This is a genomic window from Natrinema sp. 74 (assembly GCF_046097095.1).
Taxonomy (GTDB): Archaea; Halobacteriota; Halobacteria; order Halobacteriales; family Natrialbaceae; genus Natrinema.
Genome location: NZ_CP175699.1, coordinates 153,331 through 173,364 on the forward strand (window position 1 = coordinate 153,331; position 20,034 = coordinate 173,364).

Consider the following 20,034-nt stretch of genomic DNA (forward strand, 5'->3'; position numbering starts at 1 on the left):
TTGTCGCTATTTGTACGTCTGTGGTGAGATATGAGCCTGGCTGCATTTGTGTGCTTCCGATGATATTTTGACCAAAATCGAAACAACCCAAATTATGGTATGTGATACCAAAACAGAAGTTATATACCTAATTGTGTGTATTAGTAACATGGTCGTTTGAAAATGGAGATTCAAGCAGCGGTAATGCATGAAGAGGGCGGATCGTTCGAGATCGAAGAAGCGACCCTCGAGGAACCACAGTCGGACGAAGTACTTATCCGCGTCGTCGGGACCGGGGTCTGCCACACTGACATGATTGTTCGGGACCAGATGTACCCGACGCCGCTTCCGGCGGTACTCGGACACGAAGGATCCGGTGTCGTCGAAGAAGTTGGCTCGAATGTAACGAGCGTTGAGCCGGGGGACCACGTCGTGATGAGCTTCGACTACGACGGGACCTGTCCGAGTTGCAGAGACAGTCACCCCGCATTCTGTGCGGAGTTCTTTGAGCATAACTTCGGCGGCGCTCGACCGAAAGACGGTACGTCACCGATCTCACAGGACGGCGAGGAGATTAGCGGCCGTTTCTTCGGTCAGTCTTCGTTCGCTACGTACTCGATTGCGACCGAGCGAAACGTCGTCCCCGTCGAAGACGACGTCCCGCTAGAGCTACTCGGGCCGTTGGGGTGCGGTATCCAAACCGGTGCAGGCGGCGTGATCAACTCCCTGGATCCACAGACGGGCTCCTCAATCGCTATTTTCGGAGCGGGGTCCGTCGGGTTGTCCGCCGTCATGGCCGCCGACATCAAGGGGTGTACCGAGATCATCTCGGTCGATCTGATAGAGAACCGACTGGAAAAGGCACGGGAACTCGGAGCGACTGATACGCTGAACCCCGACAAGGTGGACGACGTGGTCGAAGCGATGCAGGAGCGTACCGGTGGCGTCGACTATGCGCTAGAGACCACGGGTGTGCCAGCCGTCGCAGAGCAGGCGACCGAGTCCCTCACTCAACGGGGGACGCTCGGTGTCATCGGCGCTCCGGGGCTCGGGACGGAGGCCAGCTACGACGTCAACAACCTCATCTTGAACGGCCGCAGCATTACCGGAATCGTGGAAGGAGACTCCGACCCACAGCAGTTCATTCCGGACCTCGTAGAACTGTACCGGCAGGAGAAGTTCCCCTTCGACGAACTCGTCACGTACTACGACTTCGAAGAGATTGAACAAGCGGTCGAAGACTCCGAGTCCGGTGAGACGATCAAACCTGTCCTCCGCATCAGCGAACCCTGATCTCAACCGCCAATCACATAATTCATCTCTTCGAGATCGATTTTCCTACAGTCGGTAGTTCCAGTCGTTCTTGATTGCTGACCCAACTCCGACCCTGGAGCAAAATGAACGCGGCTAGAGCGATGCGTTCAGTGAGCCAGGCAAAGACGTACCGGATCGCCTCTCAGCACGGATCGACGACGCAGGCTACGACGATCTCTCGATCGGCGATCCGGTTCGATTAAAAATCGTCGAGATCGACGACGGCACCGACCGGGAGCGGGTCTTCTACCGATTCGAACCGGTCTGATCCGTCAGTCAATTCGTTCGATCTGCAGTGAATCTGAAACCAATGACGGATCACTGGTAGTTATTGAACGTGCTTGACAATCGGTTGCTTCAAGTCCAGTACCGTCCGTAGTCGTAGTTCAAACGGTCGATTTTTCGATACCAGTCCACTGTCTCTGCAGAACGTGATTGCCTTCTTACGAATTTTGATAGATGGGTATGATTTTATTCTCGCAGGCACTGTTTAGTTTAGCACCTTCGTTGGCGTCTGTCCGTTGAGTGACTGGTGCGGTCGCTGTGTGTTATAATAGTGTACGAACTGTTCAAGCAATTCTCTGACGCTCCCCCGACTGCCCACCCATGAGTTATGGAACCGGTCGACACACATTTTGAGGGTCTGAAACCACTTTTCGATCAGGTTTCTCTCAACATAGTCGAGCTGACCGCTCAATCCTAATCGGGAGAGGGCAGTCAGATACTCATAGCCATCGACGAGAGACACCGTCTCATCGAGATCGTGTCTCTCAGTCAATCTATGCAGGAATGCAGCGGCTGGATCGGTGCCTCGGTGTCCGAACACTGCGACATCAAGAATCAACCGTGAGTCTAGTTATATTGCAGTATACACCCAAGACCAGTTGCCATTAATTTGACAGCGGTTTCATCAATAGCGACCTGCGACGGCTGCTCCGTCGGCTGGTCTGGCACGCTGTCAGCTAGCCGATGTACCCAGTGCCAGATTGCTTGATGAGAGCGGTCTATGCCGATCAAGCGAAGGATTGATTGTGTCTCTCGGAGCGAACAACCGGTCGCGTGGAGGCGGACGGCGAACACCCTAGCGGGCGTCGCCGTCCGCTCACGCTCCCAAGATTCATCAAATTCCGTCGCGTAGCACTCGCTGAGCAGGTCTGCGAGCGTCATGGCCAAACTAGCTCTACGACCTGCTCGCTTCTCAAACTGGCCTAACTAGACACTGCCTACTGTCCTTCCTGGCGGGCACCACACAAACTGCACCGAGCGGCTACTAGGGAATTGAACTGGTAGTCGCCTCGTTGACTGCCCCTGCTACGACCCCCTGACCACGGCAACATCAGATCGTGTCACTATCACACGGAGTTCACCAATCGAGAATCGAATCTCGAGATCAGTATCAGCCTGTGGGCCTGTTGAGTCTACGAGCCGTTCGAGGGCTTGGACATCGATCACCCGCTGGAGTTGGTATTCGTTCTGATCGAGGCCCTCTTCCTCGAGTGCAGTGATCTCGAATAGAAGCGCTCGATCACTCATCGCCGGTCACCTCGCTGACGATGTCGATGATCTCTTGGGCGGTCGAACTGATCCGCCCAAGGCGATCCTGGATCGCCTCGGGGTCGTCGTTCTGCCATGCAGCGAGGTAGAACGCTGACCCGCTCGTATCTAGGTTGAAGAACCGACCAACGATGTACGCGACGGCCTCCGCTTCGACCTCGCGTTTCGACCGTTCGGCCTCATTGTCGACGTCGAAATGGAGCAACGCGTGGGCGTACTCGTGAATTAGCGTGACTGCGAGGTCGGCCTGGTTTGAGCGGGCTTTCGCCTCAACGACGGGCGTGAGATCGTGAAGACTTCGCTGTGTACAGACGCCTTTCGCATTGCCATGCCTCCAGTCGGCAGCGTCGACGATACGCACCGTCACACCGAGGGCATCCGCCGCGTCTGTAAGTGCGGGGACTAGGTCCTCGGCATCACCCGTCGCCTCGGTCTCCAGCTCGGGAAGCGGCTCACCCTCAGTTTGGGAGACGTCGAAGACAGCGGTCGGTTTGAATCCGACGAGCCCTTTCGACCAGTTCTGGGGTGGTATCTCGTCGTACTCGCAATCACTATCCTCGTGGTAGCTCGGTGAGTTCTCGCATTCAGGGCATTGCTTCGCGATGATCGGTGCCCAGATCCAGATCGCCTGTTCGCCCTCCTGGACGTGCCGGTCGAACTCGTTTCGCCAGGTGTTGTAGCCGGCGACCTTCGTCGCCTTGGGACACTGGAGTTTGATGAGCAGCGTGTTGCGATAGGAGTAGTTGTGGAAGCGACTCTGGACGTCGAGCCACTCTTGGAACTCCTCGCTGGCCTGAGCGTCGTTGACGTCTGCGACGAGCTCGTCGATCCACTGTTCAATCGTACTGTGCATCTCGTCGTGTCGCGTGTCGGTCTCCTCGAAGGAGGCCGACGGGTCGCTGGTCGTAGCCATAATTGTCGAGAATTCGCGTCACTGCGATCGCTTCACTTCAGCCCGCGCACCCCTCCGGGGCGCACAGAACAACTCGCGCCGGCGGTCACCGGAGGTCGTGTTTCTCGTTAGCGAGGCCAACCGTAACGAGATACTCGAGGAACGCGTCGAACTGATCGACGTCGCTAGGCGTGTCGCTCGCGAGATGTCGCGCCCACTCGATCGCCCACTGGAACGCAGGGTCGGTTCCGCCCTTCCCATAGATGTACCACCAGCGAGCCGCCTTGAGGACGACGAGCGGATTCGTCGGCGGTTGTTCACTCGCGAGCTTCCGAGTGAGCGATGCGATCTCCGCGGGCACCTCGGCGGGGTCGACGTCTGCTGACTGGCTGTTCGCAACGTCGACTGGAATTGCATCGATCGAGATGTCGGTCTGACGCTGTTGTTGACTCACGAATAAATCACCTTCTCGGAGGACTCTCTGGATCGAGCCCTCGCCCTCTCTGGAGGGCGCGACAAACCGCTCGTAGCGTCACCTAGGTGGGAAGTAGACGCTCTGCTCGCCGGCGATCTCCTCGAGGTTGTTCCGATGGCGATGCGAGAAGTAGCACTCGTAGCTGCAGTAGCCACAGAGAGCGCCAGTATCGTATTCGGCGACGAAGGGGGCACAGCGTGTCGTCCAGACGTTCGCTCCGCAGTCGGTACACGCAGCACTATCGAGATCGGTTGGCGATGGGTCCTCATACTCTACCTCGTGGGTGTCGTCGTGCGGTGTCGAGTCGGGCCAGCCGCCGTGGGACTGCCAGAACGCCTTGAGGCAGGCGAGACTGTGACGGACCGTCTTGCGAACCGTGGCGTGATCGGCGTCGCGACCACTATCATCCCAACCGTTGGTTGTCCAGAACTCACCGAACTGCGCGCCGCGATGCAGGCCGTTCCAGTCGAGGCCGACGATGTTGGCTGGCGAGTCGCCAGTGAGCGTCGGTCGGGTCAGTTGCTGGATGACGTCATGCTGTTTCGGTGGGCTGCCACCGAGGATGTGTACACGCCGCCCACGCCAGTCAGTCGGTTCGGAGAACTCGTGCGCCAATCGATCGGCGTATCCCCGCGAGTAGCCGAGCACGAGGTCATCGGGAATCATGTCAATCACTCCCCGGCACTTGGGGACGATGACGAGTTCTGCATCGGGGTAGCTCGCCTGAATCTCGCAGACGGCGGCCACGTACTCGTCGACGTCGTTCACCTCGTACGCATCGCCAATGACGCCGACCTGGGGTTCGTGCTCGAAAAACCGGGCGACGTATCGATCCAGATCGGGATTCCGAAAATCGTTATCGAGCATTCCAACGGGGATGTCCAGGTCCTGATACTTGGTCTGCTGATACCCGCAGTCCTCTCGGAATTCGGGGAGGAATCCGAGCTTGTATGCGTCCAGAGCGAACGGCGCTCGATGGAGGAATGCCACGCTAGCAGCTTGTCTGGCGGCGGCGATTTCATGTGCAGTGCCGCTGCTGGGGCTGATATCAAGCGACATGAGTAATGCTCTGCGAGGGCGAATCCGGCCGCCCTGCACCCTCTCCGAGGGGCAATAAACGGAGTTGCAGTCAGCCGTTAACCAACACCAGCCTGCAGAACCAGCGTGACGTTGGTTAAGATGTAGACGGCGTATGCAACCTGTCCGTTCAGCGATGAGGCGGGAACTCAGTCGAGTCGGTGGGGATGGACACGATGGTTACACGGTGTGACTACTGCCTCACTCGGTCCGAGTATCGTCACGCTCGCGATTCGCCGATCATAGACTGGCCTCTCCCGGTCGGCATATTCGTTTGACATCAGTAGAAACCGCAAAACCGAGGGGCTACGCTAGTTCGTGACTTCCTGAAACCGATCGCGAAGCGCGTCCTCACGTTCCTCGAGTTGGTCGACGTTCGTCTGCAGGTCCTCACTCACGCACTCGCCGGCGAGCGAGCGCTCGTGAGCATCGAGCGTGTGAGTGTGGAACTGAAAAAGGGCTCCAAATGGCCTATAACGAGGCAGGTATCTGTTGATTCTGACTGAACACACATCAATCTACATCAGTTGAATGCAATGGGTAGTCATTTCCACTGTATCATATATAGAAGTCTTATATACAATGGGTATTAGATTATATTAATGAATGAAAGTAAGTGGGACAGCTCCTTGGCGTATTCTTGGACGACCGTGAGCACCATTCTTATTATGAATCTGCTCCCATTGGTCGGGCTGATCGGTTTTGGGTGGGGGGTGACTGAATTACTGATCGTCTATTGGGCTGAAGCAGTAATCGCCACGCTGATTGGAATGGTGCAAACATTTCCTGCGAGACTTGTCAGCGCTCCGATCAGCGATCCGCGGTCAAAACCGGTGATCCGAGCTAGGCATGGAACAGTGAGTATCGGAAGCGAACGCATTATCGGGTACGTTCGAAACATTCCAATTATAGGTGGTAAGTCGATCTTTCTTTTCTTCTGGGCCGGTCCGATGCTCGCGCTCTTCGTTCCGGCTTCTCCAGTTTCCTATTCTTCATATGAGACGGCTGAAAGCGTCGTGGTCATTGCCGGTCTACTCGCAGGGACACACCTGTTAACTGCGAAAGCGTACTTCGACGAGAAACGGTACGACCGAGTAGTGGCGGAAACAGCCGCTCGCTCAGGGGTCACGACTGGCGCGGGCGTCACCGGCCTCGTTGTCGTACTCTTGGCTGTGGACTCGTCTACCACTGGTTCTGTACTTGCGGCTTGGCCGCTGGTTTTGTCGTCTGCAATTGTCGGCGTGAAGACCGGGATGGAGTTGGTGTTTCGTTGCCGGAATCGAGATCGTGTCGAGTGTCCCGAGGATGGCATCGATCCATTCGAATTTCAGCCAGACACAGCCGATGTGCTGTTCCTCCGGACATCGGGTATGAAAGCTGCTGAATTGCCCCGTGTGAAGCGTCCGACCACGTGGCCGCAAACGACCAGCCGTCCCCGTCTTTTGCGACTCCTCAGAGCCAGCCCACTCCTCGGTCTAGGAACGTCAAGGGATGGTGCAGAAATCGTGTTTATCGGTCTAGGAATCCTTTTCGGTATCGTAGATCTTCCGCTGGTATTTCCCCTTACTATGTTCGGGATAGCTATCGTAACTGCCGTCATTCCCGTTTTGTTTTTCGTACTTCCGAGACATGCAACGCTGGAGTACGAGTTCTATGACGATCGATTGGTCTGTCACGACTACTGGCTGGATGAACCTGTCTGGAATCTCCTCTATGACGAAATGATGGCCGTTTCGGTCGAGCGTGGGCTCGGTGCCAAGGTTGGGGGATATGGTACCGTGGTCATCGAGACGACCGACAATCGCCCTGCACGACTGTCGTATCTCGAAGACTATCAGGAAGTCGTCGATTATCTTAAACAGCGCATCGATGACGGGCAATAACCGGTCCGTCCATCAGCGGAATGCGTATGGCCTGATCGAAACAAACGAAAATGGGAAGGGAAGGTCTATGCTGTCCCCAAGTTTTGAGTCGGCTAACGGTCCAGTTACGGTTTCTCTGCATCTCCGGTCGCCCAATACTCTGCCGCCACGCCACACGGCTGCGGTTTTAACCGTCTTTCCACCGTGGTAGTTAGTGACAATGGATGCGCCGAACGTTCTCCTGATCCACTGCCACGACCTCGGTCAATACGTCGGGTGTTACGGTGTCGATATCGAGATGCCAAACCTCGAGCGGCTGGCCGAAGAGGGTGCTCGGTTCGCCAACCACTTTACGACCGCACCACAGTGCTCGCCGAGCCGCGGTAGTCTCTTCACCGGCTGCTACCCGCACGTCAACGGACTCCTGGGACTGGCGCATACCGATTGGGAACTCGACACCAAACAGACACTCCCACATCGGTTGTCAAAAGCCGGCTACGGGACACACCTGTTCGGCCTCCAGCACATTTCGGAGTCGCCCGAAGACATCGGGTACGACGAGATCCATACAGCCGGTCGCCTCTCCCCAAACGTCGCTCCGGAACTGCACTCGGTCAACCGCGCGGCGGACGTCGCGGATACCCTCTCGCAGTACCTCGAGAGCGGCCTCGGTTCCCCGTTTTTCGCGTCGGTGGGGTTCTTCGAAGCCCACCGTCTGGTGACGGACGAACCAGACGAGGAGGAGGGTGACATCCTCTACGGGTACGGTGATCGCTACGACGCCGACGACCCCGACGAGATCGAGGTACCCGGTTATCTACCCGACGAGCCCGGCGTCCGCGAGGACCTCGCAGCTATGCGAGGGATGGTGTACGCGCTCGATGACGCCCTAGGAACGATCCTCGACTCCCTCGAGTCGGCGGGCCTCGAGGAGGAGACGCTCGTCCTGTTCACGACCGAGCACGGCATCGCGTTTCCGCGGGCGAAGGGGACCTGCTACGATCCGGGAATCGAGGCGTTTCTGCTGGCGCGGTATCCGCCACTGATCGACGGCGGGACGGTCTACGAGGAACTGGTGAGTAACGTGGATATCCTGCCGACGGTTCTCGACCTTGCAATCGGCGAGACACCGGCCGATATCGACGGCTATAGTCTGGTCCCGCTGCTCGACGAGGATCAGACGTACTCCCCGCGCAACCACGTATTCGCTGAGATCACGTGGCACGGAGCGTACAACCCGATTCGAGCCATCCGGACGGAGCGGTTCAAGTACATCAGGAACTTCTGGCACAACCCGCGGGTGTTCCTCCCCAACGATGTCTACGCGAGCCTGGCCGGCCGCGAGGTCCGGGGCCGTTACGGACGACCATCGCGGGTATACGAAGAACTGTACAACCTCGCATCCGACCCGCACGAGCAGGAGAACGTCGCCACCGAAGCGGATTACAAGCAAGTGCGGACCAAGCTAGCGTCGACGCTCGCCACGTGGATGCACAAGACGGACGATCCGATACTCGACGGGCCAATTCGTCCCGACGACTACGATCAGATGTTCGCCGGGCTCGTGTAACAGCTGGGTGTGAACGTAATCGGCCTACACGCCCTCTCGCTCGATGCAGCCGTACTCCGGAACCAGCCGTCCTATCAGTTTCGATAGTCCGAACAGTGTCGGTGGACTGGCAGTCGTTGATCTGGGGAGTAACTCGACGGTGGTCGTCCAGTTACCGATTCCGCGTCGATCAGTCGAACTCCGGCAGCACCTCCCGCTCCATGAACTCGATAAACCCCTTCTGATTCTGGCCGAGGTGGTGGAGGTAGACGCGCTCGAACCCGGCGTCGACGAACGTCTGAATCTGTTCGACGTACGGCTCGGAATTAGGGCCGTAGGCGATCGCTTCCTTGGCGTCGTCCTCGCCCACCGACTGCGACGCTTCCTCGTAGTGTTTCGGGGTCGGCAGTTCCGTTCCGCTGGCGTCGGCAAAGGCGTTGGGCCACCACTCGACGGCGGTCTCGAGCGCCTCCCGGTCGCTCTCACCCCAGCAGACTTTCGTCCCACCGTAGATCGGTCCGTCGCCGTCCTCCTCATAGCGCTCGACGAACTCTTCGTTCGGACTTGTCGTGATGAACCCATCCCCGAACTGACCGACGACGCTGGCCGTCTCGGGGCCTAACGCTGAGACGACTATTTCCGGAAGCTCCTCTGGTAGGGTAAACAGTTGCGCGTTCTCGACCGTATAGTGGTTACCGTGGTGGGTGACCATGTCGCCCTCCCAGAGGTCGCGGATCACAGTGACGGCTTCCTCGAGCATCTCGAGGCGGACGCTATGGGGCGGCCAGTGGTCGCCGAGAATGTGCTCGTTCAGTTGTTCGCCCGTTCCGAGTCCGAGGAAGAACCGACCGTCCATCAACACCTGTGCAGTCGCCGCCGCCTGCGCGATAATAGCCGGATGAATACGTACCGTCGGACAGGTGACGGCCGTCCCGAGTTCGATATCGTCCGTCCGATCGGCGATTGCGCCGATCGTACTCCAGACGAACGAGCTACTATCCTGCTTGGGTATCCACGGGTGGTAGTGGTCGGAGATGACCGCGAAGTCGAGCCCTACCTCCTCGGCGCGGTCAGCATATTCGACGAGTTCCGTCGGTCCGTGGGCTTCACTGGCGAGGTTGATACCGAGTTCAACCATGGTCACTCGCCCCCTCCTCGCTCGTCCTCCCAACGGGGAAGACGGTCACATTCGCTAGGCACTCCGCGGCCGGGGAACTCTGAGCCACCCCATATCGACGCCCAGAGGTCTTGGTTCGCTAGGTAGAGCGATCCGGAAGTATGGAACATGTCGTCGGTGACAGTCCATTCGTCTTCGGCGGTATCGTACTCGATCTCGGCGTTGTAGACGGCAGCTTGGCCGTGCTCGCCGCCGGCGTTTGCCTCCAAAGGAACTGGATGTTCCCCCTCGGGCCTGTAGGCCTGCCACCGCGTCGCCCGTTGGAGCCGGCCGCGATTGAACGTCTGGTTGAAGTAGGTGGCGTATCGGTCTTCGATTTCGTCGATTCCAGTGACCGCCACGGCCGCGTTGAGACCGCCAACGATGTCGCCCGCGTCTCGCGGCGTGTAGGTGTACGTCGTTGCTCCATGGCCAGTCGCAAAGGTCCCAGCGTCTTCGTCCCAGAGGTCATCGATAAGGTAGGTTAGAACGGGCACAGCCGCTCGTTCGCGGTCCACGCCGTCGATCTGCGAAGCCCACAGGAGGCCTTGACTGACGATTCCCTGGGTCGCTGCCTGGTTCGCTGCACCACCCTCGACGTGGCCGCTTTCATCAATGTGCGACTTGACGGTGTCCGCGAGGTCGTTCGCGTAGGCGGCAGCGTCCGCCCGTAGCTGATCGTCACCGGCGTGCGTGCCGTACCAGCCGGTCGCACCCAACAGGACGCCGAGGTCGCGCGTCGTCCCGTCGTCGAGCACATCGTCTGGTGTACATTCCCGAAACGTCGTGGTCGCCATCTGATCGGTGAGGTCCTGTATCTCATCTACATCGATCATCGGACTGGGATTCTCGTATCCAAACCAGCCGTTTTCGGCGAAGCTCACCATGTCCGAGAGGAACCACAGCATCGCGGCGTAGTCGTCTGGACTGGCCGTCTCGTCGACCACCTCGTCGTCGGCAGGTCGATAGGCGCCGATCAGTCGCATGTCTTCATCGTCGTCAGGGTTCGCCAGGAGGTGGCCGTTCTGAAGCGCGTACTTGATACCGAGTTGAGCGGCGGTCCCGAGGATCTGTGGCCGGTGGCGCTTCGCAATCGGCGCGAGGTCGAACTCGTGCTCAAAGCTCTTGGCCCACGTGACGCCCTTCAAGTGGGTCCAGCCCATCGCCGCCGGACTGATTACCCCTGACGACTTTTCTCGGTCCCAGCGGAACGTGTCTGCGTCGGGCCGCGCGCCCATGTTTCGCCCGATAGCGTCCGGCTCTTGGGTGAAATGCGGGTCGCCCGTTGTAAACGGGGCGACGATGAGATGCGGATTCTTGACCGGGAGTTCGTCGGCTCGCGGCGAGTTGTCGAGGATCTGTTTGCGGCGCATCATGAACTTCGCGCGCTGCATCACCCCTTTCATCACGGCTTTGATCTCCTGTGAGAGCGCGTCGAACTGCTCCTCGTGGAACGGGAAAACCAGGCCGTTTCCGCTGCGGACGAAAATGTTGTTCATATTGTAAAGGGAGTACCAGTAGGCGTCAGATGCGGCGTCGAACCGTCCGTATTCGGGCCCGGAGACCTCGCTCTCCTCGGGCGGTACGACCTTGTAAACTGTCCCCTGGCGCTCCTTTCGTGTGTTGAGGTACCGGCTTGTCAGTACGTACAGTTCTCCGTCGTGATCGCGGCCGAACGCGAACACGTAGTCGTCGACGACGTTAGCGTCGATCCCCGCGATACCAAGCGGTTCGAGGTTCCAATCGTCGCCATCCCCCGGCCGTGCGGCGAACAGTCGTCCACGCGGTGCGTCGTATTTCTTGCTGAGATCGCCGAACACGTACGACCCCTTCAGGTCCGGGAGCGAATCGCCCTCGTAGACGTGGCCGCCGACGACAGCCGACCCGATGAACTCGCCGGCCCCCGTAACGCCGTCGATGTGCGGGTACTCGACGATGGGATCACGCAGTTTCTCACCGCGGTCGTTGACGTTCGGACAATCCTCTGGCGGTTCCCACTGGTTCTCCGGGTCGAAGCAGTGGCTTCCCTCGGTGATATTCCAGCCGTAGTTGCCGCCCTTCTCGACGAGGTTCACCCACTCTAAGAGATGCTCGCCAACGTCGGCGACGAACAGTCGGCCGTCCTCGTCGAAGGAGAACCGCCAGGGATTGCGGAGTCCCCACGCGTAGTGCTCGTCAAGGCCATCCTCGTCGACGAGTGGGTTGTCCTCGGGGACCGCGTACGGCCGATCCCCTACCTTCCGGTCGACGTCGATCCGCAGGATGCTGCCCATGAGGTTCTCCGTGATGTCCTGTCCGTTACCGCCATCGACATGTCCGTGACCAACGTCGCCCGTGTGACCACCGTCGCCGAGCCCGAGGTAAAGGTAGCCGTCTGGACCGAACGCGATATCGCCCGCGTTATGGTGGAGGTGTGGATGGGGATGTTCGAGGATCGTTCGCTCGGTGTCCGGATCGACCGTGCGTTCGTCCGCGGTCGCCGTGAACTCTGAGAGGACCTCAGTGTGGTCCCAGTCCTCTGGCGTTCCTTGACGTCGGGGAGCGCTATACCGGACGTAGAACCGACCGTTCTGCTCGTAATCCGGATGGAACGCCAGACCGAGTAGCCCTCGCTCGTCGTGCCCCCATTTCAGATCGACGACGCGGTCACGGATATCGAGGAATGGCTCGTCGCGGACCACCTCACCCTCGAGTACGAGGATACGTCCGGGTTGGTCGACCATATAGAATCGGCCGTCTTCACCCGGTGCAACGGCAAAGTCCGTGGGAGCGAATTTTCCCTCTACGAGGCGCTGTAAGCCGATCTGCGTAGTCGTCTCGGACGTACTGAACTGATCAGATCTTGTGCGTTCTGGTGGCATGGCGAATAGATAGCGTGAGAGGAAGGTGCAGATGAAAGAACCGCCACGATCGTTTTTGCGGTAATAGCGAAGTACCGCTTAGCGACGTAGTCGGCTACCACGAACTGAGCAAGCCGAATCTGTATGTGTACTCCCCACAATGCGATAGGACAATGTCCGCGGACCGCGACCTCGACATCTTCGAGTGCCCTTCCTGTAAGAAGGTTGTGTTGAACCAGAGTGAAACCTGTTGCGGGGAACAGATGAATTCAGTCGACGTATCTCCCACGTTTAACCCACCAGATACGGATTCGATTGTTAGCGAGGTATTCGGGATATCAGGAACGGAGCTCGTTGTGTGCCGCACCATCATGTCCGAGGAGGAGACGACGGTCAAAGAGCTCGCATCGCAGCTCGATCTCGATCAAAGCAGTATTAATCGCCATCTCAACCATCTCGTTGACCTCGGAATCGTCGAGAAACAACCACAAGTGCTCGCGGAAGGCGGTCGGGTTCACATTTATTCGCCCGTTCCGATAGACGACGTTCGACGCCAGTTTCGAATTGGTCTCTACGGATGGGGTACTGAAGCGGCAGAACGTATCGAGGAACTAAGCGAGGAGAAAATCGAAGCGATGGCCGAGGTCCAGACCGACTCGGAGGCTGACGGTAGTACCCTCAAGAAGGGCAGAGAAGGGAACGAAACGGCGGTCGATGAGGAGACAGAGTCAACTGCTGACGGTGAGAAAGGTAGCTCACTGGTAACCCGCTTATTTAGACGGGGTCCACTTGAGTAGCTGCATTTCCTGTGACTGCTCGGTGAAACGCGGAGAACTGATCGGGGATCGAATGAATATACTACCTTAAAAACGATAATGGATCGACGTCTCCTACTCTGGCGGGACGATCTTGTGGACTTTGCCAGTCTCGCCTACAGGTTTGAAGGTCCCGGTCGAGAGGACGTAGAGTTCGCCCTCCGCGTCGCGACCGAAGGCGTAGACGTACCGGCCGAACTGCCCGTCATCCGTCCCCTCGATGACTGCTTCCTGAACCGACCACTGTGACGGCTGTGCGTTTCCGCCGTCGGTCGGCGTCGCCACGTCGGTAGACGTCTCCGTACTGTTATCTGTTTCAGTTCCACCGTCACCGGATTGCGCCCACTCACTTCCGTCCGGCGGTGTCGCGACGAAAATCTCACCGTCCTGCTCGACAACACCTTGGCCGCTCCAGTTGCCGAAGACATACGTCCCGGTCAACTCCGAAAGGGTGTCGTTCTGATAAACGTAGCCCCCGATGACGACCGAGCCGTCGATGAACGCCGTCGTGCTCTTGCGGTGTCGATATTCGATAATGGGATCGATCAACGGTTCGCCGCCACGGACAGTGTCGGGGGTTGAGGTGGGACAGTCAGTAATGGCCTCCGGCTCGCTGGGGTTCTCGACGCTGAAACAGTGCGAACCTTCACGGACGTTCCAGCCGTAGTTCCCGCCCTTCTCGACGATGTCCACCTCTTCCCAGAGGTTCTGTCCGGAGTCGCTGACGAACAATTTGCCGTCGTTGAACGACATCCGCCACGGGTTGCGAAAGCCCCAAGCGTACTGTTCGTCCAGACCCTCCGTCCCGACAAGCGGATTATCGTCAGGGATTGCGTAGGGCTTGTCTCCCTCCTGATTATCGACGTCGATGCGCAGAATGCTTCCGAGCAAGTTCTGGGTCACGTCCTGACCGTTGCCGCCCTCGTTACGATCGTACCAGTCAGGAACGTGCCCGAGGCCGACGTCGTTGGCCGCACCGCCGTCACCTAGTGAGGTATAGAGGTAGCCGTCGGGGCCGAAGGCGACGGCACCCCCGTTGTGATTCATCTGTGGCTCGGGGATCTCCAGGATGATCCGCTCCGACTCGGAATCACCCGACTGCCCGTCTTCGCTGACACGGAACTCCGAGAGGACCTCGGTATGGTCGTAGTTTTCGGGCGTCCCTTCACGGTTCGGAGCGCTATAGCGGACGTAAAATTTGTGATTGTCGGCGTAGTTCGGGTGAAACGCGAGGCCGAGGAGTCCTCGCTCGTCGTACCCGTTAAGGCGAGGAACGCCGAGGTTGACGATTCGATCACTGAGATCGAGGAATGGCTCATTCCGGAGGCCGTCGGCTTCAAGAACGTATATCTGGCCCGTCTGGTCGACGATGAACTGGCGGTTGGTGTCCTCGTTGGCGTACTCAAACCCCAGCGGGGCGGTTAGGCCCTCGGCGACTGGCTCCAGACCGATGGTCGGTCCTTTCGGAATCTGGGGTTCGCGTTCCGCCGCCGGCTGATCACCGTTCGTAGAAACGTTACCGCGCATGGAGTTCGGATGAATCTCGCAGAAGTACTCCGTCATCTCCTGCGTCGCCTCGAACTCCACGGTCTGGGTCGCTCCGCGTTCGCCAATGACTTCGGTGCGGACGAGCTGGTCTCCCTCGGCGTTGATGATGACGAAGTTATGAGCGAAGCCGTCGGCGTTCGTCCAGACGACGCGGTAGCGTGTTCCGGGTTCTATCTCAAGCGTCGGGTTCTCTTTCCCTTCGATGGTCTGGGGAGCGACTCCTTCCCAGTGACCAATCTGAGCACGCAATTCGTACGTTTGTACCTGTTGTTGCTGGCCCGTAGCCACGCCAATTCCGGCCAGACTGCCGGTGGCCGCTGCTGCTCGGAGGAAGGTCCTCCGCGTCGATGCGTCGGTTAATTTCTGATCGCGCGAGGTGTGGTCGGTCATTGGCTCGTGGATTCGTTGTCGGTCGTCGCTCCCTGTTCTTCAACGACCAGTCGTCCCTGCATACCAGCGTCCTGATGGCCTGGAACGGCACACCAGAAACCGTAGACGTCGGGCTGTTCCGGAGTGAACCGGACGGTCGCTGTCTGCCCCGGTTGTATCGTCGGCGTCCTGACGCCGAGATCGCCGATGACGAAGTTGTGGGCGATCGAGCCGACGTTGCGGAACGTGATGACGACCTTCTCGCCGGGGGTGGCTCTGATCGTGTGGGGATCGAAGAAGAACTCCGATCCCTCGATGAGAATGCCGGGCACCTCTTCCTGCGTCGTCGGAGACCGCGTTTCCTCATCAGGCTGCGTGATCCGCTGTGGCGGGTCGAAGGGAGCCTCCGTCACCTCGTCCTCCTCGTACATAATGTGCATGAACGGTTGCTTCGTTCCGGTGTACGGGATGTTGACCGGTTGGAATTCCGGGACGCCCGCGGAGGTGATCTTCACGGGAAGAACGATTAGGTGAGTGTGATGGATCTGCCCGGCGATGGTGTCTTCCGGCGCGAGCGGGAGTTCCTCTTCGATCGCGAGGCGGTAGTTCTCCGTCCGGACCGTCTGGGTCGTCATCCAGTGGAATACACGGTTCTTATCGACGACCTCCCCGTTTGCGACGATACTTCCGAGGGAGTAGGAGGCGCCCCACGAGTAGACTCTCGGCATCAGCGGCGAACCGGTTCCGGTCAGTCCGTGGTGATATCTGTTCGTGAAGACGCCACCACCCGTCTGATAGCCGGGAATCGGTGGCTGGAAGATCGTCTTCTGTTCCAACGTGTACTCGTTACCTTGCGGATCGGTGAACCTGACATTCCGCATCTTGACCTCGTCCTGACTCTGGGTCGGCTTTCCCATCCCGTCTTCTGCCTGCCTGTCGACGTACGTGATATCGAACGATCCGTCGATCACCTCGCCGTGGTCGCTAAACGGCGTTGGGATCTTCGAGTGTGTATAGCTGTTCCCGTCGGCGCTAACTGCTCGTGCCTTCGGTGGAAGTCCGACCAAAATTGGAAACTCCCTGAGCAGTTGTTTGATCGGCGGTTTCTTCGCGCGCTCAATCACCGGTTGGACGAGTGATTTCGGGTCGTCCGGTGTGCCAAACACTTTCTGGCTCAATCGTCGCTGTCCAGGTAATACCCAATAGACGAGTTGGTCGGGATCTTGTTTGACTGAGACTGTCGTTGCTTCCTGATTTTCCGTCGCGGAGGCATCCCCCGAGTGGGCGTGCGCCGACTGGGTGGACATCGCTGACAACGTGCCGATCGTCGCGAGGCCTCCGGCCTTAAGAAGACGACGTCGACTCACAGATGTGCGATTTGAATGTGACATTCCCTTAGATAGCCGGGAATGCTCTCTATAAAGCGACAATTCCGTTTATGGGATAACGATGCAATTTCCCCGTACAGGAAAGAGATCACTGCGAAGTAACCCGTCATACCGTATAATCAAAATAAGGTAGCATCTGCCAGAGGAGAAATCACATATCACTTATTCCGCTTCCGAGAGTAGGGCGGAGAATCGGCCTCAAATTGGTAGGTGGTGCCTTTCTTTGATTAGGTGTGATATCTCCCGTGATACCGGAGTAGTTGGAAATACTCAGCAGAGGGGCTTCCTTCTATGGTTCGACCCCACGACGCTGATGAGAAACCCTGTTTACACGGTGACGGTTGGGATCGTCTTCCGGCTCGTCGGATTCGACTGACCAGTGAACCTGTTTTTACTTTTGGTTCTCACATCTGTACGTCGACCTGCCACCCAAACTGTATGTGTTCCCCTCTCTCCCTATCTGTATACGGGCAGCTCTGGCCGTGTTCTCTGGAAACGGCTCTTCCTCATCACCCCCTCCCCCTCTACGGAGGTGTAGCGAGATTGACGGCCTTAGCCACACATCCCATCTCCGGCTCAAATCCTGGCGTTCCTCCTCTCAATCAACGTTGGGATGGAAGACCAGTGTCTGCTACTGTCAGAGCAGACTAAGCAAAGGCTATACCATTCCTACTAAGTGATGAGAACATCTGATGGGTCGGAAACGAAGTAAACAAAACACGGGGAACTCAGACCGAATACGTTTCTCTGGCCTTGAGTTGCAGGAATTTGATATCACTGTCAACGTTAAGGCACCACTCCAAGTAGCATTCAAACCACATTACTGCCGGGAACCCGAACGGGATATTGCTGCCGGCTGGACTCGAGACGTACTGACTATGGACATTAGCTCAAACGTCTTCACTGACAGTGGCGACGACATGAAGCAGACCAAACGGTCTGCTACCTAACCACCAAATATTCACTACGATCTTAGAGTAATGGAAGACCTATTCAACGACTGGCGCCACGAGGAGGCCGAACTGCTTCGAACGGACGTTCGCGGAACCGAGTACGAACCCGTCAACGTCGCTGCGGCCGCAGAGCAGGCGAAAGAGGATCTCGGTATCAAAACACCGGACGGAGACAAGTACGTCGTCCCCCTGTTCACGGTCGACGCACCGATTCTGACCAACGAGTACGTGCTCTATCGACCGGAGCAGGGTCACATCGGGTGGTACGACAGTGGGTTCGGCGTCTCGGGCACTGATCGGTTTATCTCGTGCGAGAAACTTCGGACGAAGGAGATCGGACATCGACTCCGGTTTTGGCTTCCGTCACATCGGGAAGAGCCGGAACTGCCGATCGACGAGTCCGAATTACCGGCCGAGCGGATTCACCCGGCCAACCGATTGAGGTCCGACGAACAGGCGGCGTTCTTCGACGAGTTGAAAGCGTTCGTCCGGTCTGAACGCGAGACGCAACGGGAGTCCAATTGGGACACGTACTCCGAAATGGGCCTTGATCTCGCGATCCGTCGGAATCGCGTTTCCAGTCCGTTCGTCCCAATTCGGGGAACGGCCGGGAAAAACGGTGACACGGCCTACGTCTTCCAGCGCGCGGTCGAAGAGGATGAGGACGCGGACGATATCGATCTCCGCGACGACGAAGGGCTCTTCGAGGGAAACTTCTGTATCGTAGACACCGACGCGAACGACGAGCAGTTCCCGCTCGAGGTTGAACTCCTCTCCGTCGACGGCCCCAATGTCACAGTCCAGCCCAACTGGGGTACCGTCGAGAATCGGGCCGTCGCCGAAAAGATTCTAACCAGCGACGAGATCGAACTCCGGTTCCACGAACTGCTGAACCCAGTTCCCTTCGAGCGACGTCTCACGGCGATCGAACAGGTCAAGAAGAATAGGTTAAAGCGCGAACTCCTCACCGGGAAACGGCCGGTCGAATTCGACGTCAACAAATACGCGTTCCCCGATCCGGATATCGATCTAAACGATTACCAGAAGCAGGCGCTGTTCTGGGCTGCGAGCGCGAACGACGTCGTCTGTATTCACGGGCCGCCGGGAACGGGGAAAACGCGGACGCTTACCGCGTACGTCCAGCGGGCTGTTGCCAAGGATCAATCGGTACTGGTGACAGCACACTCCAACCAGGCCGTCGACAATCTACTCGTCGGAGACAGTACTCGAAGTTCGCCAGAAGCGGACACGCTACACGCAATGGCACAGGATTCGGAGACGGACCTGTCGATCGCACGGGTCGGAAACAATACTCGGAACCCGGTCGTGGAAGCGAACTACGTCGATCGGTCTCCCGAGGCCGCCGACGTCGTTGCGGCGACGACTAGCGGGGCATCGCAGTTCGACCAGAACGAGTTCGACGTTGCAGTCGTCGACGAAGCAACGCAAGCGAGCCGTCCGGCGACGGCGATCGTCCTCAACTGCGCTCGAAGACTCGTTCTCGCTGGGGACCACAAGCAACTCCCGCCGTACTGTGCGGACGAGTCGATGCAGGAAGAAGAGATGCACATCTCCCTCTTCGAGTACCTCCTCAACCGATACGACGACGATATTTCCGTTCTCCTCCGGAAACAGTACCGAATGAATGAGGAGATTGCCGCGTTCCCGAACGACACCTTCTACGACGGCAAACTGAAAACCGCCGATCAGTGTCGGGAGTGGACCGTCGACGACCTCAAGCCGATCATTGGAATCGACATTGCCGGGGAAGAGCGACGCCAGACGCACGGAAACTCCCTCTATAATCACGAGGAAGCGCAGGCGGTCGCGAAACAGGTGAAACTCCTGGTACAGAGCGGTCTTGATCCCAGCGATATTGGCGTTATCACGGCATACAGTGGCCAGGTCGGGAAAGTGATTAACCGGGTTAACCAACTCGATATCGACAATCCGAGACGCGTCGACGTCGATACGGTCGATTCGTTTCAAGGCGGCGAACGGGAAGCGATCATCGTATCATTCGTCCGTAGCAACGACGACGGACACAGCGGCTTCCTCGAGTTCCCAGATGAAGGCCCTCGCCGGTTGAACGTTGCACTGACTCGAGCTCGCAAACGCTTGGTTTTGGTCGGTAACTGGGACACGCTCGGAACAGTTGCACCACACCGGTCGTCAGCGGAGAGTTGTGCGTCGTTCTATGCGAGTCTCGCTGACTACCTTCGAACTCGAGATCGGATGCTCTCACTAACTGAATAGAGAGACG

At 58.1% G+C, this 20,034-nt stretch carries 13 protein-coding genes and 1 pseudogene; 5 read left to right on the forward strand and 9 right to left on the reverse strand.

Annotated features, from left to right (window positions below):
* The first annotated feature begins 162 nt into the window (after positions 1 to 162).
* Positions 163 to 1,272 (forward strand): NAD(P)-dependent alcohol dehydrogenase, encoded by a 1,110-nt coding sequence (locus ACJ70B_RS18695; protein WP_408960530.1) that lies wholly within the window; start codon positions 163 to 165, stop codon positions 1,270 to 1,272.
* A gap of 511 nt (positions 1,273 to 1,783) precedes the next feature.
* Here ACJ70B_RS18695 and ACJ70B_RS18700 read toward each other — a convergent pair.
* From ACJ70B_RS18700 to ACJ70B_RS18720, 5 genes and pseudogenes are all read right to left on the reverse strand, one after another.
* Positions 1,784 to 2,460, reverse strand: a pseudogene (locus ACJ70B_RS18700) (IS6 family transposase).
* Positions 2,461 to 2,604: 144 nt separating this feature from the next.
* Positions 2,605 to 2,826 (reverse strand): HalOD1 output domain-containing protein, encoded by a 222-nt coding sequence (locus ACJ70B_RS18705; RefSeq protein WP_408960531.1) that lies wholly within the window; start codon positions 2,824 to 2,826, stop codon positions 2,605 to 2,607.
* Positions 2,819 to 3,760, reverse strand: a complete 942-nt coding sequence (locus tag ACJ70B_RS18710) for an ArdC-like ssDNA-binding domain-containing protein (protein ID WP_408960532.1) — start codon at positions 3,758 to 3,760, stop codon at positions 2,819 to 2,821. Before ACJ70B_RS18710 ends, ACJ70B_RS18705 begins: the two co-directional genes overlap by 8 nt.
* An 85-nt stretch (positions 3,761 to 3,845) precedes the next feature.
* Positions 3,846 to 4,193, reverse strand: a complete 348-nt coding sequence (locus ACJ70B_RS18715; protein ID WP_408960533.1) for a hypothetical protein — start codon at positions 4,191 to 4,193, stop codon at positions 3,846 to 3,848.
* A 78-nt stretch (positions 4,194 to 4,271) separates the two neighbouring features.
* Positions 4,272 to 5,273, reverse strand: a complete 1,002-nt coding sequence (locus tag ACJ70B_RS18720) for a DUF6610 family protein (protein ID WP_408960534.1) — start codon at positions 5,271 to 5,273, stop codon at positions 4,272 to 4,274.
* A gap of 620 nt (positions 5,274 to 5,893) precedes the next feature.
* On the opposite strand from ACJ70B_RS18720, the gene ACJ70B_RS18725 reads away from it, so the two are divergent.
* Both ACJ70B_RS18725 and ACJ70B_RS18730 read left to right on the forward strand, forming a co-directional pair.
* Positions 5,894 to 7,174 (forward strand): DUF6498-containing protein, encoded by a 1,281-nt coding sequence (locus ACJ70B_RS18725; RefSeq protein WP_408960535.1) that lies wholly within the window; start codon positions 5,894 to 5,896, stop codon positions 7,172 to 7,174.
* Between the two features lie 193 nt (positions 7,175 to 7,367).
* Positions 7,368 to 8,723 carry a sulfatase gene (locus ACJ70B_RS18730; protein WP_408960536.1) on the forward strand — a complete coding sequence of 452 codons (1,356 nt, stop codon included), beginning with the start codon at positions 7,368 to 7,370 and terminating at the stop codon, positions 8,721 to 8,723.
* 169 nt (positions 8,724 to 8,892) lie between these two features.
* On the opposite strand, the gene ACJ70B_RS18735 is transcribed toward ACJ70B_RS18730, so the two are convergent.
* Both ACJ70B_RS18735 and ACJ70B_RS18740 read right to left on the reverse strand, forming a co-directional pair.
* Complete coding sequence (locus tag ACJ70B_RS18735) at positions 8,893 to 9,840, reverse strand: TIGR03557 family F420-dependent LLM class oxidoreductase (protein WP_408960537.1); 948 nt, start codon at positions 9,838 to 9,840, stop codon at positions 8,893 to 8,895.
* Positions 9,841 to 9,842: 2 nt separating this feature from the next.
* Positions 9,843 to 12,581, reverse strand: a complete 2,739-nt coding sequence (locus ACJ70B_RS18740) for a PQQ-dependent sugar dehydrogenase (RefSeq protein ID WP_408960538.1) — start codon at positions 12,579 to 12,581, stop codon at positions 9,843 to 9,845.
* A gap of 290 nt (positions 12,582 to 12,871) precedes the next feature.
* On the opposite strand from ACJ70B_RS18740, the gene ACJ70B_RS18745 reads away from it, so the two are divergent.
* Positions 12,872 to 13,495, forward strand: a complete 624-nt coding sequence (locus ACJ70B_RS18745) for a helix-turn-helix domain-containing protein (protein WP_408960539.1) — start codon at positions 12,872 to 12,874, stop codon at positions 13,493 to 13,495.
* Positions 13,496 to 13,588: 93 nt separating this feature from the next.
* Here the strand turns inward: ACJ70B_RS18745 and ACJ70B_RS18750 are convergent, their stop codons facing one another.
* A complete protein-coding gene (locus ACJ70B_RS18750; RefSeq protein ID WP_408960540.1) occupies positions 13,589 to 15,451 on the reverse strand; it encodes a PQQ-dependent sugar dehydrogenase in 1,863 nt (620 codons plus the stop codon).
* Positions 15,448 to 16,608, reverse strand: a complete 1,161-nt coding sequence (locus tag ACJ70B_RS18755) for a cupredoxin domain-containing protein (RefSeq protein ID WP_408960541.1) — start codon at positions 16,606 to 16,608, stop codon at positions 15,448 to 15,450. The genes ACJ70B_RS18750 and ACJ70B_RS18755 overlap by 4 nt, the downstream gene beginning before the upstream one ends.
* A gap of 1,190 nt (positions 16,609 to 17,798) precedes the next feature.
* On the opposite strand from ACJ70B_RS18755, the gene ACJ70B_RS18760 reads away from it, so the two are divergent.
* Complete coding sequence (locus ACJ70B_RS18760; protein ID WP_408960542.1) at positions 17,799 to 20,027, forward strand: DEAD/DEAH box helicase; 2,229 nt, start codon at positions 17,799 to 17,801, stop codon at positions 20,025 to 20,027.
* Positions 20,028 to 20,034 lie beyond the last annotated feature (7 nt).